This window comes from Kitasatospora sp. NPDC085895, assembly GCF_040702125.1.
GTDB lineage: Bacteria > Actinomycetota > Actinomycetes > Streptomycetales > Streptomycetaceae > Kitasatospora > Kitasatospora arboriphila.
In genome coordinates this window covers 26,571-42,725 of record NZ_JBFBJY010000045.1, presented here as the reverse complement: position 1 = coordinate 42,725, position 16,155 = coordinate 26,571, and the positions used below count along the sequence as shown (strand labels likewise).

The window sequence follows — 16,155 nt, the reverse complement described above, 5'->3', positions numbered from 1 at the left end:
AAGGGAGCATTCAGAACATTGCTGTGCGCCTCTCCGGGCGGGCCGGGGGGCAGGAAGGGCTGCGGACCGGGCCCGGAGGGCAGGGCGCGCACCACGGGAAGGGCGAGGCCCGGGCGCCCCCGCGAAGGGGCCGCCCGGGCCTCCACATCTGCCGGCCGCCCCCACCCAGGGCCGTCCGGCCTTCGCACTCCCGACCCCCATCGGGCTGCGACGGCGCCGCTGCAGCCATCCCCCACGGTTGGGTGCGGCGGGCACGTGAACCATCCTGCGCGCCGTCCATGGACGGGCAGTGACAGGAGTATGTCGAGTTCTTGACGTTCTGCCCTGCTGTGTGCCGCCCGCCCCGCCGCCGCGCGGGGTGTCCGGGGGCGGCGCGGCGTAGGCTGGACACCCCCGGGGCGTTCCGCGTGCCGGGCCGTTCGCGTTGCCCGGCCGACCGCTCGGCGCCGGGCCCTCCAGCCGTGGAGCCAACAAGCATGAGCCTGTCCGGACTGCTCGATGTCGTCGTACGGGACGCCGCCCTCGCCGAGGCGATCGAAGCGGCGGCCACGGGCCACAGGCAGCACCTCGACCTCGTCGGCCCGCCGGCCGCGCGGCCGTTCGCCGTCGCCGCGCTGGCCCGCTCGCTGGCCGCGAAGGCCGGCGAGAGCGGCCGTCCGGTGCTCGCCGTCACCGCCACCGGCCGGGAGGCCGAGGACCTCGCGGCCAGCCTGCGCTCGCTGCTGCCCGCCGACGCCGTCGCCGAGTTCCCGGCCTGGGAGACCCTGCCGCACGAGCGGCTCTCCCCGCGCTCGGACACCGTCGGCCGCCGCCTCGCGGTGCTGCGCCGGATCGTCCACCCGCGGGCCGACGACGCGGCGGCCGGGCCGGTGCAGGTGATCGTGGCGCCCGTCCGCTCGGTGCTGCAGCCGCAGGTGAAGGGGCTGGCCGAGCTGGAGCCGGTGGCGCTGCAGCGCGGCGAGCAGCACGACCTGGACGCCGTCGCGCACCGGCTGGCCGCGGCCGCCTACGCCCGGGTGGAACTGGTCGAGAAGCGCGGCGAGTTCGCGGTGCGCGGCGGCATCCTGGACGTCTTCCCGCCGACCGAGGAACACCCGCTGCGGGTGGAGTTCTGGGGCGACGACGTCGAGGAGATCCGCTACTTCAAGGTGGCCGACCAGCGCTCGCTGGAGATCGCCGAGCACGGGCTGTGGGCCCCGCCCTGCCGCGAGCTGCTGCTGACCGACGAGGTGCGGGCGCGGGCCGCCGAGTTGGCCGTCCGGCAACCGGGGCTGGCGGAGATCCTGGACAAGATCGCCGAGGGCATCGCGGTCGAGGGCATGGAGTCGCTCGCGCCCGTCCTGGTGGACGACATGGAACTGCTGCTGGACGTGCTGCCCAAGGGCTCGATCGCGGTGGTCTGCGACCCGGAGCGGGTCCGCACCCGGGCGGCCGACCTGGTCGCGACCAGCCACGAGTTCCTGCAGGCGTCCTGGGTGGCCGCGGCGGCCGGCGGCGACCGGCCGATCGACGTCGAGGAGATCGACGTCTCGGCGGCCTCGCTGTGGTCGCTGGCGGACGTCCGCGAGCACGCCGCGGAGATCGGGCTGCCGTGGTGGTCGGTCAGCCCGTTCGCCACCAGCGACTCCGCGGTGAGCGAGATCCTCGAGTTCGACGCCGACACCCTGACGCTGGGGATGCACGCGGTGGAGGCCTACCGCGGCGACACCGCCCGGGCCATCGCCGACGCCAAGGAGCGACTGAACGCCGACTGGCGGGTCGTCATGGTGACGGAGGGCCACGGCCCGGCCTCCCGGCTCGCCGAGGTGCTCTCCGGCGAGGGCATCCCGGCCCGGCTGGTCGCCGACCTCGCCGAGGCGCCGACCCGCGACGTCGTGCACGTCTCCTGCGGATCGATCGAGCACGGCTTCGTCGACGAGGCGCTGAAGCTCACCGTCGTCACCGAGACCGACCTGTCCGGGCAGCGCTCCTCCACCAAGGACATGCGCCGGATGCCGTCCCGGCGCCGCAACGCCATCGACCCGCTCGCGCTGACCGCCGGCGACTTCGTGGTGCACGAGCAGCACGGCGTCGGCAAGTACGTGGAGATGGTGCAGCGCACCGTGCAGGGTGCCACCCGCGAGTACCTGGTGCTGGAGTACGCGCCCGCCAAGCGCGGCCACCCCGGCGACCGGCTGTTCGTGCCGTCCGACCAGCTCGACCAGGTCACCAAGTACGTCGGCGGCGAGGCACCGACCCTGCACCGGCTCGGCGGCGCGGACTGGGCGAAGACCAAGCAGCGCGCCAAGAAGGCGGTCAAGGAGATCGCCGCCGACCTGATCAAGCTGTACTCGGCCCGGATGGCGGCCCCCGGCCACGCCTTCGGCCCGGACACCCCGTGGCAGCGCGAACTGGAGGACGCCTTCCCGTACGCGGAGACCCCGGACCAGCTGACCACCATCGGCGAGGTCAAGGCCGACATGGAGAAGTCCGTCCCGATGGACCGGCTGATCTGCGGCGACGTCGGCTACGGCAAGACCGAGATCGCGGTGCGCGCGGCCTTCAAGGCGGTGCAGGACGGCAAGCAGGTCGCGGTGCTGGTGCCGACCACCCTGCTCGTCCAGCAGCACTTCTCGACCTTCGCCGAGCGGTACGCCAACTTCCCGGTGAACGTGAAGGCGCTCTCCCGGTTCCAGACCGACGGCGAGGCGAAGGCCGTCCTGGAGGGCCTCTTCGAGGGCTCGGTGGACGTGGTCATCGGCACCCACCGGCTGTTCTCCTCGGAGACCCGCTTCAAGGACCTCGGCCTGGTCATCGTCGACGAGGAGCAGCGCTTCGGCGTCGAGCACAAGGAGCAGCTGAAGAAGCTCCGGGCCAACGTCGACGTGCTGACCATGTCGGCGACGCCGATCCCGCGCACCCTGGAGATGGCCGTCACCGGCATCCGCGAGATGTCCACCATCACCACCCCGCCGGAGGAGCGGCACCCGGTGCTGACCTTCGTCGGCCCGTACGACGAGAAGCAGATCGCCGCCGCCGTCCGCCGTGAACTCCTGCGCGAGGGCCAGGTGTTCTACATCCACAACCGGGTCGAGTCGATCGACAAGGCGGCCGCCCGGCTGAAGGACCTCGTCCCCGAGGCGCGGGTCGCCACCGCGCACGGACAGATGGGCGAGACCCAGCTGGAGAAGGTCGTCGTCGACTTCTGGGAGAAGGAGTTCGACGTCCTGGTGTCGACGACGATCGTCGAGTCCGGCATCGACATCTCCAACGCCAACACCCTGATCGTGGAGCGCGGCGACACCTTCGGCCTCTCCCAGCTGCACCAGCTGCGCGGCCGCGTCGGCCGCGGCCGGGAGCGCGGCTACGCCTACATGCTGTACCCGCCGGAGAAGCCGCTCACCGAGACCGCCCACGAGCGGCTCGCCACCATCGCCCAGCACACCGAGATGGGCGCCGGCATGTACGTCGCCATGAAGGACCTGGAGATCCGCGGCGCCGGCAACCTGCTCGGCGGCGAGCAGTCCGGCCACATCGCCGGCGTCGGCTTCGACCTCTACATGCGGATGGTCGGCGAGGCGGTGGCGGAGTTCCGGGAGTCGCTGGAGAGCGGCGGCGAGCCGGAGGAGGAGCCGCTGGAGGTGAAGATCGAGCTGCCGGTCGACGCCCACGTGCCGCACGACTACGCCCCCGGCGAGCGCCTGCGGCTGCAGGCGTACCGCTCGATCGCGGCGGTCAACTCGGAGGAGGACATCGTCCACGTCCGGGAGGAGCTCACCGACCGCTACGGCAAGCTGCCGGAGCCGGTGGAGAACCTGCTGATGGTGGCGGGCCTCAGGTTGTACGCCCGGCGGTGCGGCATCGCCGACATCACCCTGCAGGGCAACTTCGTCCGCTTCGGACCGGTGGAACTGCGCGAGTCGCAGCAGCTGCGGCTGAACCGGCTCTACCCGCGCACCCAGATCAAGGCGGCCACCTCGCAGCTGCTGGTGCCGCGGCCGGTGAGCGGCGGCCGGATCGGCGGCAAGCCGCTGCTCGGCCGTGAACTCCTCGCCTGGAGCACGGAGTTCCTCACCACCATGTTCGACGACCTGGCGGGCGCGAAGCGCTGACGCCTCCGTGGACGGACCGGCCTGCCCCGGCGGGCCGGTCCGTCCGCGATCACGGCAGGTCGCACGGGCCGAGCGGCGGCCGCGAGAGGAAGTGCGGTGCGGCCAGGTGGAGCTGCACCACCTCGACCGCGACGCACACCGCGGCGAGGCCGAGCAGGATCCGCAGCCCGATCGCCGCGCCTCGGCTCCGCGCTGCCTTCGGCAGCTTCCCGGCCGCCACCAGGCGGTGGCACAGCGCGAGGGCGGCGGCGCCCGCCAGCAGCCCGGCCAGGCCGACGACCCGGGCCGTGACGGGGATCCCGGGGTCGGGGGCGCACGCCGCCACCGCGCGGTGGCCGACGCGCTGGGCGGCGAGGTACAGGGAGCAGACGAGCCCGGCCGGTACCAGGGCGAGGGCCGCCCGCAGTGTCCGCCGCTGCCGGTTCCGGCCGTCGGGCAGGCCGGTGGTGCGGTCGGTCGCGGTCACAGGCACCTCGCGTGGTGCGGGCCGACGTGGGGGAGGAGGTCGTGCAGCGTCATCGCCTCGACGGCGAGGCACAGCAGCCCGACGGTCACCATCGTCTGCAGCAGCGGCACCAGCAGGGGCCGCTCGCCACGTGAACCCCGGCTACCCGTCCAGAGCAGGACCGGGAGGACGGCGACGGCGCCGCCGCCGAGCACCGGACCGGCCCAGGCAGCGGCCAGCGCGGCGGCGGGCAGCCCGGGGCTGTCGAGGCACGCCGCCAGTGGCGCCGTCACGAACCGGCCGTCCGCGGCCTCGGCGCAGAGCGAGCAGGCGAGCCCGAGCAGGACGGCGGCGGTGAGCAGGACCGCCTGGCGGTTCCACCTCCGGGAGGCTGCCCCGGTTCCGGTGTGCCTCATGGTCGGCCCCCGTCCGGTGCGACGGGGACGCCGTGCTCCTTCAGGACCCTGACCTTCGGCTCCGTCACAGGGCCGGCGGAGCCGCTCGCTCGAGACCGGAGCAGGCGCTGTCCTGGTGGCCGGTCCGCAGGTCGGCCGTGCGGACGCCCTCCGCCTGGAACAGCACGCCGGCCACGGCCAGCGGCAGCATCGCGCAGAGCAGGGCGTGCCCGGCGCCCACCGGGCGGGAACGGGCACGGAAGACCACCGCCAGCAGCCATCCGCCCCAGAGGGCGGCGGTGGTGCCCGCAGCGAGTGCCGCCCAGGCCAGCGGCAGCACGTACCACGGGGCTCCCGGGCTGTCGTGGCACCGGGAGACCACGGCCTGTACGGCGCTGTCCGACGTGAACGCGGGGACGGTGCAGGCCCAGCCCGCGAGCATCAGCAGAAGGGGGCCGCGGGCTCGGGCCCGGAGCGACGGTGCGTGACGGCTTGCCATGCGGGAGGCGGTGCCTCACCGCTCCGCCGGGGCCCGGTCGGCGGCCGCCGAATCCTGCGGTGTCCCGGTGCGGACGTGGATGTCGTTCACAGTTCCCCCCTTGCCGCTGTGCCGCTGACGACGGCACATGCGGTCCCGATCCTGCCGGGGCGGGGTGACAACGCGAGGCCGGGGCGTTGCCCCGTCGTCGGACTGTCGCGCGATCAGGTCGGGACCGTTACCCGGTCAGGCGAGCTTCCACTGGCCGGTCTGGTCGGCCATGCCGCTGTCCAGGGTGAACTGGACCTTGTCGAGGACGGCGTCCTTGGGCACCTCGAAGGTCAGGAAGCCGAGACCGCTCTCGCCGGGGGCGATGTTCACCGAACCGGAGAAGCCCTGGCCGGCCTTGGTGTCGTAGAGGCTGGTGGTGAAGGACTGGCCCTGGGCGTCCAGCAGCTTGGCGCTGTTGGCGGGGGCATCGCTGTAGGCCTTGCCGGTGGGCTTGATCCGGAACTGGACGGAGACGAAGCGCTTGCCGTCGGCGGGCTTGCTGAACTCGTCCTCGCCCTCGGCGTTGTCGACCACCTTGACCACGGTGACGTCGGCGGTGGTGGTCTTCTCGAAACCCTTGAGCGCGATGGTGTCGCCGACCTTGGCGGGCGCCGCGGCGGCGGGCTTGGCGGCGCCGCCGGCGGCGGCCGGTGCGCCGGCGGCGGGCTTCTTGGCCTCGGTGGAGACCGAGGAGCCGCCGGTGTTGCAGGCGGTGGCGCCCAGCGCGACCAGCGAGGCGGCGAGCAGGGCGGCGGCGGAGCGGCGGGCGGTGCTGCGGTTCATGGCGTGAACTCCCAACGGTGGCGGGTTGATTCGCCGCGGCTGCGGGCCGTTTCGGCGATGACCAGATCACACCATGGCTTGTGAACGCTGTCAACGGCGATTCATGAAACGCCTCTGTTCACGTGTGAACGGTGGCGGGTTCACGCATGGCTATGCTGGGCGGTCACACACGCGCCGTGGACGGCAGCACCGCCTCCTCCGGCCCCGCCGCCGCCCGACCGAGGAGCCCCGATGCCGGACCGTCCCGAGGTGACCGCCGTCGAGATCGCCCGCCTGGCCGGGGTCGGGCGGGCCGCCGTGAGCAACTGGCGCCGCCGCCACCCCGACTTCCCGCAGCCCGCCGGCGGCACCGACACCAGCCCGACCTTCCGCCTCGACGAGGTGGAGCACTGGCTCCGCAGCCAGGGCAAGATCGCCGAACTGCCCCTGCTGGAACGCGCCCGGCAGCAGCTGGAGACCCTCCGCGACCCGGACGGTCACCCGGCCGCGCCCCTGATCGCCGCCGGCGCCCTGCTGCTGCAACTGCACCGCGACCCCGTCGGCTGGCAGGCCCTGCGCGAGGAGCCCGACACCCGGCTCGCCACCGCCCTGCCCCGCCTGCTGCAGCACACCGCGCAGACCGCGCTCGGCCCGGACGGCGCCGCCCTGCTCGCCCTGCCCCGGCTGGCCGGCGCCACCTACCTCGACCTCGTCCGGATGCTCGAACGGCTCGCCGCCGAGCACGGCCCCACCGGCGCGTACGAGCACCTGCTCGCCCGGCACGGCGAGGCCGCCGCCCGGCCGAGCACCGCCACCCCGCCCGAGGCCGCCGCGCTGCTGGCCGAGCTGGCCGCCCCGGCCGACCCGGACGGTCCCCCCGACGCGGGCGGCACCCCGCACACCGTCCTCGACCCGGCCTGCGGACTCGGCGCCCTGCTGCTCGCCGCCGGCCCCGGCGCCGACCGCCGCGGCCAGGACCTCGACCCGGTGCACACCGCCCTCACCCTGCTGCGGCTCGCCCTCCACACCCCGCCCGGCACGCCGGGCCCGCTCGCCCTCGACCTCCGCCCCGGCGACTCGCTCCGGGCCGACGCCCACCCCGGCCTCGCCGCCGACGCCGTGCTCTGCCAGCCGCCCTACAACGAGCGCGACTGGGGCCACGACGAGCTCCAGTACGACTCCCGCTGGCCCGGCGGGCTCGTCCCGCCGCGCGGCGAGTCCGAACTCGCCTGGGTGCTGCACTGCCTCGCGCACACCCGTCCCGGCGGACTCGCCGCCCTGCTGCTGCCGCCCACCGTCGCCTCCCGCCGGGCCGGCCGCCGGATCCGCGCCGAACTCGTCCGCTCCGGCGCGCTGCGCGCCGTCGTCGCCCTGCCCGCCGGCACCGCCCCGCCGTACGGCGTCCCGCTGCACCTGTGGCTGCTGCGCGGCCCCCGCCCGGGCGACGACTTCCGCCGGGTCCTGCTGCTCGACGCCGTCGCGGCCCACCCCGCGGCCGAGGGCGGCCGCGACCGGGTCGACTGGCCCGCCCTGCACCGCACCGTCCTCGACACCTGGCGGGCCTTCGACGCCGCCGCCCGCACCGGCGCACCGCTGCCCGCCGACCGGCCCGGTGTCCACCGCGCGGCGCCCGCCCTCGACCTGCTCGACGACGAGACCGACCTCTCGCCGGCCCGCCACCTGCCCACCGCGGCCCCGGACGGCGGCGCGGCCGCCCTGCACCACCTGCAGGCCCGGCTCGCGGAGCTGCTGGCCGGCCCGGCCGACCCGGCGGCCGCCCTGCCCGCCGTCTCCGACACACCGTCACCCGCCGCCGCGCCGCTGGTGACCGTCGGCGAACTCGCCCGTGCCGGCGCCCTGGAGGTGCACTCCAGCGGCCAGGGCGTGCTGCCGGCCGCGTCCGGCGACGGCCCGCCCGGCATCCCCGTCCTCACCGACCAGGACCTGCTCACCGGCGCCGCCCCCACCGCCACCGCGCCGGCCGGCGGCACCCCGCTCACCACCCGCCCCGGCGACGTCCTCGTCCCCGCCCTCGGCGGCGGCACCGCCCGGGTGGTGCGGGACGGCGACCCGCTGGACGGCGTCGCCCTCGGGCCCCGCCTGCACCTGCTGCGCCCCGACCCGGCCCAGCTCGACCCGGATTTCCTGGCGGGCGTGCTGCGGGCCACCGGCAGCGCCCGCCGGGCCAGCAGCTACGCCTCCACCACCACCCGGCTGGACGTCCGCCGGGTGGAGCTGCCGAGGGTCCCGCCCGAGCGCCAGCGCGCACTCGGCGCGGCCTTCCGCCGGATCGCCGACTTCGAGGCCGCCCTCGACCGGGCCGCCGCCCTCGGCCGCAGCCTCGCCCAGGGGCTCACCGACGGTCTGACCGCGGGCGGTCTGACGGAGCGGTGGCGCCCGTCCGGGCGGGCCTGACCGCACGTCGGGCGGGGCGGGCGCGCCGCGGGGCGGAAAGGCCCTGCTGGGTCGGGCGGTGTGACGGTACGGTGTGCGACACACCCTCGACCCCGCACAGGAGCGCCCATGTCCGGCCCCCTGTACGGGCAGCCGGCGCCCAGCGCCGGTGGCCCGTTCAGCCTGCTCCACAGGATCCTCGTCTGCCTGGTGCCGCTGCTGACCTTCGGTCTGCTCGGCATGACGCCGTCGGTCCTGCTCGCCGCGCGCCGCCGCCGGGCCGTGGACGTGCTCGGCGCGGTGTTCTTCGGGCTCGTCCAACTGACCATGTACGTCGTCCTCGGCCTCTCGCCGAAGGAGACCACCGGCACCTGGTACGCCGACGTGACCGGGCTGACCGCGATCGTGCTCTGGATCGGCGCACCCGCCCACTTCCTGATCATGGACAGTGCGGCGATCTGGGGCCGGGGCAGCCAGGCCGCGCCCGCTCCGCACCTGCCGAACGGCCTCCTCCTGCCGAGCCCGTACCCGCCCGGCGCCCCCACCCAGGCGGGGCCGGTCCAGCAGGCCCCGGCGTACTACCAACCGCAGCAGCACCAGCCGCAGCCGCAACAGCACCAGCCGCCCCACCGGCCGCAGCAGACCGCGCCCGCCCCGCACCCGCCCACCGTCCGGGCCGCCCCCGGCAGCGACGACCTGCAGCAGCTCGGTGAACTGCTGCGCCGGCAGGCCGGGGACGGCCGGCCGTGACCGGGGCGCGGGTCGTCGACGGCCGCTACCGGCTCACCGAGAAGATCGGCCACGGCGGCATGGGCCAGGTCTGGGCCGGCCACGACCAGCGGCTCGACCGCAGGGTCGCCGTCAAGCTGCTCCGCACCGACCTGCTCGGCCCCGAGGACGCCACCCGCAGCCGCGGCGACGAACTGCGCCGCCGCTTCCTGCGGGAGAGCCGGATCAGCGCGGCCCTCGACCACCCCGGGCTGGTCACCGTCTTCGACGCCGGCACCGACGGCGGCGAGCTCTACCTCGTCATGCAGCAGGTGCCCGGCGTCAGCCTCGCCGACCTGCTCGCCGAGGACGGCCCGCTGACCGTCGAGCGCGCCGTCGCCACCGCCGCCCAGCTCTGCTCCGCGCTCGCCGCCGTGCACGCCGTCCCGGTCGTCCACCGCGACCTGAAGCCCAGTAACGTGATGGTCCGTCCGGAGGGCCGGACCGTCCTGCTGGACCTGGGCATCGCCACCGCCCTCGACCCGGACGCCACCCGGCTCACCCTCACCGGCACCCCGATCGGCAGCCCCGCCTACATGGCCCCCGAGCAGGCACTCGCCGCCGGCGTCGACCCCCGCAGCGACCTCTACGCGCTCGGCTGCCTGCTGCACGAGATGCTCACCGGCGACGCCCCGTTCACCGCCCCCACCGCCCTCGGCGTGCTGCGCCGGCACGTGGACGAGCCGCCGCCCCCGCTGCGCGAGCTGCGCCCCGAGGTCCCGGCCGCCCTGGAACACCTCGTCCTCGCGCTGCTCGCCAAGCAGCCCGCCGACCGACCCGCCGACGCCCAGCAGGTCCACGCGGTGCTGCTGCCGCTGCTCCCCGGACCGTCCGCCGGACCGCAGCCGCCCTACGGCCCGCTGCCCGACCCGGCCCGCCCCTTCCGCCACCCGCACCACCCGGCCCCCGCCCGCACCGCCGCCCCCGCCCCCGCACGGCTGACACTGCCGGCCCCGGCGACCCCGGCCGACCCGGTCCCCGTGCTGATGGCGGCCGTCCCGCCGCAGGCCGCCGAGCCGGACGAGGACCTCGCCGCCGACTGCGCCAGGCTCTCCGACCTGGTCGCCGCCCGGCGCCACACCGAGGTCGTCGACCTCGCCGCCGGACTGCTGCCCCGGATCGCCGCCGCCCAGGGCGACGGCGCCCCGCTGCTGCACACCGTCCGGACCATCCGCGCCCGCACCCTGCTGGAGGAGGGGCGGGCCGAGGAGGCGCTCGCCGAGTACCGGGTGCTCGCCGCCGCCACCGCCGCCGAGCGCGGCCCCTACGACCCGGCGGCGCTCGACCACCGGCAGCGCGCCGCCGACTGCCTGGAACGCCTCGGCCGCGCCGGCGAGGCGCTCGCCGAGTACCGGGCGCTCACCGCGGCCCTGCAGCCCGACTCCGACCGAGCGCTGGAGGTCCGCGAGCGCACCGGCCGGCTGCTCACCGCCGCCGGGGACCACGACGGGGCCTGGCACACCCTGCTCGAACTCCTGCTGGACACCGAGCGCCGCCGCGGCCCGCACCACGCCGACGTCCGCCGGCTGCGGGCGCTGCTCGACCGGATCGGCGCCCTGCGCACCGCCACCCCGCTGCCCGGCGCGACCCCGCGGGCGGCCCCCGCGCCGCCCGCCCCCTCCTTGCCCGCCGGGCCGCCGGGCGCCGGACGGCCCGACCCGCGGCTGTTCGGCCCGGCCACGCCGCCGCCGACCCCGGTGCCCGGCAACCCGTACGCCTCGGGCGGCTGAGCCCGGACGGCCCGCCCTCCGTCCCCGCGGCGGGGGTCTGGGCAACACGCGGACGGCTGCCTATTGTTCACTCCAGTCAGGAGAACCACCGGGCGCCCGTCGCGCCCCGCGCACGGACCCACACAGCCCCACCCACCGCACGGGAGGCCCCACGTGATCCGCACCCGCTCCGTCCCCCGCCCGGCCCGGACGGCCGCCGGGATCCTGCTCGCGGCCGCCGTGCTGACCGCGTGCGGAGGCTCGCCGGCCCACCAGGGCTCGGCGGCGGTGGTCGGCGACGAGCGGATCCCGATCGCGGCCGTGCAGGCCAAGGTCACCGAACTGCGGGACGCGGCGGCCGCGGCCTCCCCGGGCGGCGGCGGCACCGAGCAGGCCGGCCTGGTCCGGCGGACGGTCGCCGAACTCGTCCTCGACCGGGTGATCGCCCGCGCCCTCGCCGACCGCGGCCTCACCGTCTCCGAGGGCGAGATCGCGCAGGCCCGGCAGGCCGACGCCCAGCTGCTCGGCGGCGACGCGGCCCTGCAGCGCCAGCTGCTGCTCCGCCAGGGCGTCGCCCCCGCCGACGTCCCCGGCTTCTACCGGCAGCAGATCGGCATCAAGAAGATCGCCTCGGCGGCCGGCCAGGACGCCCGGACCGAGCAGGGCGACGCCGTGGTCCGCAAGGCCCTCGCCGACGCCGGCCGGGAGCTCCGGGTCGAGGTCAACCCCCGCTACGGCCGCTGGGACCCGCAGCAGATCGCCCTGGTCGACAGCACCACCGACTGGCTGCCGCAGCGCGCGCCGTCCGCCTGACCGGTCCGCCCGCGGCGCCCGGCGGGACGCGTCGGGACGCCGCCGGGGGACGGTAGGTTCGGGGTGTGGAGACTCCGAAGCTGATCCTGCTGACCACCACCCACCGGGTCGCCCCCGGCCTGCTGTCCTGGCCCGCCTGGGAGGCCCTGCGGTCGGCCGGCCGGGTGCTGGCCGCCGACCCGGAGCACCCGCAGCTGCCCGCGCTGCGGCAGGCCGGCGTCGAGGTGGAGACCGTCGAGCGGACGTCCGCTCCGGCGCTCGCCCGGATGCTGGCCGAGGCCGCCCCGGTGGTCTGGCTGGGCAGCCCGGACGGCGACCCGGGTCTCACCGACGCCCTGGCCCGGCTCGCGGTGGAGGAGGCGGGCGGCGTCCCCGAGATCGAGCTGCTGCCCGGCTCCTACGACCTGCCGGGCGCGCGGCTGCTCGACCTCGCCTCGGTGATGGACCGGCTGCGCTCGCCCGGCGGCTGCCCCTGGGACGCCGAGCAGACCCACGAGTCGCTGGTGAAGTACCTGGTCGAGGAGGCGTACGAGCTCGTCGAGGCGATCGAGGAGGGCGACCGGGAGACGCTGCGCGAGGAGCTCGGCGACGTCCTGCTGCAGGTCTTCTTCCACGCGCGGATCGCCGAGGAGCACCCGGAGGACCCGTTCTCCGTCGACGACGTGGCCGGCGACATCGTCGAGAAGCTCATGTACCGCCACCCGCACGTCTTCGGCGACGTGGAGGCCACCGGCTCCGCCCAGGTCGAGGCCAACTGGGAGCAGCTGAAGGCCGCCGAGAAGCAGCGGGAGTCGGTGCTGGACGGCGTCCCGTCGGGCCTGCCCGCGCTGGCGTACGCGGCCAAGCTGGTGTCCCGGGTGCGCCGGGCCGGCTTCACCGCCGTGCCGGACGCCCCGTACGAGCTGCCGCGGGAGCTGACCGCGGAGAGCGCCGGCGAGCTGCTGCTGGCCGTGGCGCAGCGCGCCTACGACGCCGGCGTGGACGTCGACGCGGCGCTGCGCGGTGCCGCGCGGCGCTACCGGACGGCGGTGCGGACGGCCGAGGGGCTGTCGGACTGACGCTGCGGCGGGACGACCTCGCTGATCGCCTCGCCGACCAGGGCGAGCAGCTCGGCCAGCGGGGCGAGGTTGTCGTCCAGGTCGGCGAAGGAGACGATCCGCTCGCCGTGCGGGCCGGCGACGGCGAAGAGGTCGATCCGGCCGAGGTGCTTGCTCGCGGTGTCGACCAGGGCGGCGACGTCGCTGGGCTGGTGGACGTCGCCGCTGACGCCGACGACCGGGCAGCCGGGGCGGTCGAGCTCGGTGGCGAGGTCCTCCGCGACACCCGGGCGCAGATCGGCGACGAGCATGCCCGCGGCGCCCGCGGCGGCGAAGCGGCGGGCCAGGTCGGCCCCCTCGCCCCCGCTCAGTACGGCGATGACGACCACTGCCCCGGCTACTCGCACGGCCTGCTCCTCTCTGAGCACGACACCCCGCGGGCGGCTCCGCACGTCCGCCCTCACGGTTATCGGAGGATCGTAGGCACCTCGCGACCCTCCGCAACAGGGATTACCCCCCGGGTGACCAGGCTCACGCCCGTCCGGGCCGATCGGATCCGGCCGTCCCGCACGGGCCCTCGGGCAGCCCCTCCCGACGGCGCCCGCGCGGGCCGGCCGGACCGGGCGGGCCGGGCGGGCACCGTCGGGAGGGGCGCCCGGCAGCGGATACGGTCGGGGCATGCCGGAGACCCCCCGACCCGACGACCGACCCGAACTCTTCACCTGGGAGTTCGCCGCCGACCCCTACCCCGCGTACGCCTGGCTGCGCGAGCACGCGCCGGTGCACCGCACCACGCTGCCCAGCGGGGTGGACGCCTGGCTGGTGACCCGGTACGCGGACGCCCGGCAGGCCCTCGCGGACGCCCGGCTCTCCAAGAACCCGGTGCACCACAGCGAGCAGGCGCACCGCTCCGGCCGGGTCGGCATCCCGGGCGAGCGGCAGGCCGACCTGATGACCCACCTGCTGAACATCGACCCGCCGGACCACACCCGGCTGCGCCGGCTGGTCTCCAAGGCGTTCACGCCGCGCCGGGTGGCGGAGTTCGAGCCGCGGGTGCAGCAGCTCACCGACCGGCTGATCGACTCCTTCGCCGGGCGCGGCACGGCCGACCTGATCCACGAGTTCGCCTTCCCGCTGCCGATCTACGCGATCTGCGACCTGCTCGGCGTGCCGCCGGAGGACCAGGACGACTTCCGGGACTGGGCCGGCATGATGCTGCGACACACGAAGCCGGGCCAGCCCGGCGGGCAGCGCGGCGGCGTCGGCCGGGCCGTGAAGCGGATCCGCACGTACCTGGCGGAGCTGATCCACCGCAAGCGGGCCGACCTCGGCGACGACCTGATCTCCGGCCTGATCCGGGCCAGTGACCACGGCGAGCACCTGACCGAGAACGAGGCCGCGGCGATGGCCTTCATCCTGCTGTTCGCCGGCTTCGAGACCACCGTCAACCTGATCGGCAACGGCCTGCACGCCCTGCTGCGCAACCCCGGGCAGCGGGCGCTGCTGCAGGAGTCGGTGGCACGCGGCGAGAGCGGCCTGCTGGAGACCGGGATCGAGGAGCTGCTGCGCTACGACGGGCCGGTGGAGCTGGCCACCTGGCGGTTCGCGACCCGGCCGCTGACGATCGGCGGGGTGGAGATCCCGGTCGGCGACCCGGTGCTGGTGGTGCTGGCGGCGGCCGACCGCGACCCGGCCCGGTTCTCCGACGAGAACACCCTGGACCTCGCCCGCGCCGACAATCCGCACCTGGGCTTCGGCCACGGCATCCACTACTGCATCGGCGCCCCGCTGGCCCGCCTGGAGGGCCGGGCCGCCCTGGCGACGCTGCTGACCCGGCTGCCGGACCTCGCCCTGGACGCCGACCCGGCGGACCTGCGCTGGCGCGGCGGCCTCATCATGCGGGGCCTGCGCGAGCTGCCGGTCGCCTTCACCCCGGTGGGGCCGTCCGGGCGGCGCGACCCGGTCTGACGGTGTGTCGCACCGGTCGGATCCGGTCGGAACTGAACACTCGTCAATCAGGAAACACCTGCATCGTTCGTGGGCGATAATCAGGTCTCCGTAATTGCTTCGTGATACCCGCGATATGAGCTTGTGATCGGTCGTTCGATCTGCTTACTCTCCCGAACAGTCCGCAGCCGCGGACCCCGGCACGGCAACGCCGAATCCTGTCCGCCGTGCCCGGGCCTCACGACCGAGACCCAGGACAGGGGCGGGGGAACCACGTTCGTCGCCGTCCCCACGGCTAGGGGTGAAGCCGCGTCAGCAGGGCCCCTCCTGCGGCCGCGGCCGGGCCAGCCTCCCGGTCCGAACCCGACAGCTCACCTCGCAGGCGTTCGGAGAGGGACAACCCATGCTCTTCACCGGACCTGGCCGCCACCGCCGCAGGACGTCCGCCGAGAAGGCGGTCGCCGTCGCGGGTGTCACGGGTGTCGGCCTCGCCCTGCCGCTGCTCACCGCGGGCGGAGCCCATGCCGCCCCCGTCTCGATCTGGGACAAGGTCGCCCAGTGCGAGAGCGGCGGCAACTGGAGGATCAACACCGGCAACGGCTTCTACGGCGGGCTGCAGTTCACCGCCCGGACCTGGAAGGGGTTCGGCGGCGCCCGGTACGCCCCGCTCGCCCACCAGGCGAGCAAGAGCGAACAGATCGCCGTCGCCGAGAAGGTGCTGGCCTCCCAGGGGCCCGGCGCGTGGCCGGTGTGTTCCAAACGCGCCGGCCTGACCCGCGCGTCCGCCGGGAGCGGCGGGACGCGCAGCGGCACCGGACGGGCGCAGGCCCCGGCGGCCCCGTCGTCGCCGTCGCCGCAGTTCCCCGGCCGGGGCGGTTTCGACGCCGACTCCGGCGTGTACTGGTACCAGAAGGACGACCAGTGGTACTGGACGGCACACCAGGAGGTCTACGAGCGCCACCTGCCGCCGGCGCCCACCGGGCCGGCCGACCCGGCCGACCCGGCCGACCCGGCCGACGGCGGCGCCGACGAGGGCGCCCGCACCCTGCAGGCCGTTCCGGTGCCCTCCCTCGGCCGCGAGCAGTACACCGTGCAGGAGGGCGACACGCTGTCCGGCATCGCCGCCGCGCACGGGCTGTCCGGCGGCTGGGAGCAGCTGTACGCGAACAACCGCGAGGCCGTCGGCGCCGATCCGGACCTGATCCTGCCCGGCCAGCAGCTGCGCCTGGCCTGACGGTCCGGCACGGTACGAACGGTCCGTCCGC

General features: G+C 75.7%; 13 protein-coding genes and 1 riboswitch. Of the genes, 8 read left to right on the top strand and 5 right to left on the bottom strand.

Annotated elements, in window-relative coordinates; genetic code table 11:
* Positions 1-476: 476 nt before the first annotated feature.
* Positions 477-4,091 carry a transcription-repair coupling factor gene (gene mfd, locus AB0442_RS25430; RefSeq protein ID WP_366165561.1) on the top strand — a complete coding sequence of 1,205 codons (3,615 nt, stop codon included), beginning with the start codon at positions 477-479 and terminating at the stop codon, positions 4,089-4,091.
* 49 nt (positions 4,092-4,140) lie between these two features.
* Here the strand turns inward: mfd and AB0442_RS25425 are convergent, their stop codons facing one another.
* The 4 genes from AB0442_RS25425 to AB0442_RS25410 all read right to left on the bottom strand — a co-directional run bounded on the left by AB0442_RS25425 (position 4,141) and on the right by AB0442_RS25410 (position 6,243).
* Positions 4,141-4,557: a hypothetical protein gene (locus tag AB0442_RS25425; RefSeq protein WP_366165560.1), complete on the bottom strand. Its 417-nt coding sequence runs from the start codon at positions 4,555-4,557 to the stop codon at positions 4,141-4,143.
* Positions 4,554-4,952: a hypothetical protein gene (locus AB0442_RS25420; protein WP_366165558.1), complete on the bottom strand. Its 399-nt coding sequence runs from the start codon at positions 4,950-4,952 to the stop codon at positions 4,554-4,556. The genes AB0442_RS25425 and AB0442_RS25420 overlap by 4 nt, the downstream gene beginning before the upstream one ends.
* A 64-nt stretch (positions 4,953-5,016) precedes the next feature.
* The gene (locus tag AB0442_RS25415) at positions 5,017-5,430 is read right to left on the bottom strand and encodes a hypothetical protein (RefSeq protein WP_366165557.1); all 414 of its coding nucleotides are present in this window, start codon (positions 5,428-5,430) and stop codon (positions 5,017-5,019) included.
* A gap of 225 nt (positions 5,431-5,655) precedes the next feature.
* Positions 5,656-6,243, bottom strand: coding sequence for a DUF4352 domain-containing protein (locus AB0442_RS25410; protein ID WP_366165556.1), 588 nt, complete (start codon positions 6,241-6,243; stop codon positions 5,656-5,658).
* A 231-nt stretch (positions 6,244-6,474) separates the two neighbouring features.
* On the opposite strand from AB0442_RS25410, the gene AB0442_RS25405 reads away from it, so the two are divergent.
* The 5 genes from AB0442_RS25405 (at position 6,475) to AB0442_RS25385 (ending at position 12,964) form a co-directional block, all read left to right on the top strand.
* On the top strand, positions 6,475-8,637 hold the full coding sequence (locus AB0442_RS25405; protein WP_366165554.1) for an N-6 DNA methylase: 2,163 nt from the start codon (positions 6,475-6,477) through the stop codon (positions 8,635-8,637).
* Positions 8,638-8,745: 108 nt separating this feature from the next.
* On the top strand, positions 8,746-9,366 hold the full coding sequence (locus AB0442_RS25400) for a hypothetical protein (RefSeq protein ID WP_366165553.1): 621 nt from the start codon (positions 8,746-8,748) through the stop codon (positions 9,364-9,366).
* The gene (locus AB0442_RS25395) at positions 9,363-11,114 is read left to right on the top strand and encodes a protein kinase (protein ID WP_366165552.1); all 1,752 of its coding nucleotides are present in this window, start codon (positions 9,363-9,365) and stop codon (positions 11,112-11,114) included. The genes AB0442_RS25400 and AB0442_RS25395 overlap by 4 nt, the downstream gene beginning before the upstream one ends.
* Positions 11,115-11,267: 153 nt before the next feature.
* Complete coding sequence (locus AB0442_RS25390) at positions 11,268-11,906, top strand: SurA N-terminal domain-containing protein (protein ID WP_366165550.1); 639 nt, start codon at positions 11,268-11,270, stop codon at positions 11,904-11,906.
* A 65-nt stretch (positions 11,907-11,971) separates the two neighbouring features.
* Entirely contained in the window at positions 11,972-12,964 is a 993-nt protein-coding gene (locus tag AB0442_RS25385) for a MazG family protein (protein ID WP_363541364.1), read from the top strand.
* Here AB0442_RS25385 and AB0442_RS25380 read toward each other — a convergent pair.
* Complete coding sequence (locus AB0442_RS25380; protein ID WP_263103896.1) at positions 12,922-13,350, bottom strand: SDR family NAD(P)-dependent oxidoreductase; 429 nt, start codon at positions 13,348-13,350, stop codon at positions 12,922-12,924. The two genes, AB0442_RS25385 and AB0442_RS25380, sit on opposite strands and share 43 nt — an antisense overlap.
* 271 nt (positions 13,351-13,621) lie before the next feature.
* On the opposite strand from AB0442_RS25380, the gene AB0442_RS25375 reads away from it, so the two are divergent.
* Together AB0442_RS25375 and AB0442_RS25370 are read left to right on the top strand one after the other, a co-directional pair.
* A complete protein-coding gene (locus tag AB0442_RS25375; RefSeq protein WP_366165549.1) occupies positions 13,622-14,911 on the top strand; it encodes a cytochrome P450 in 1,290 nt (429 codons plus the stop codon).
* Positions 14,912-15,123: 212 nt separating this feature from the next.
* Positions 15,124-15,289: riboswitch (cyclic di-AMP (ydaO/yuaA leader) on the top strand.
* Positions 15,290-15,293: 4 nt separating this feature from the next.
* Positions 15,294-16,124: a transglycosylase family protein gene (locus tag AB0442_RS25370; protein ID WP_366165547.1), complete on the top strand. Its 831-nt coding sequence runs from the start codon at positions 15,294-15,296 to the stop codon at positions 16,122-16,124.
* Positions 16,125-16,155 lie beyond the last annotated feature (31 nt).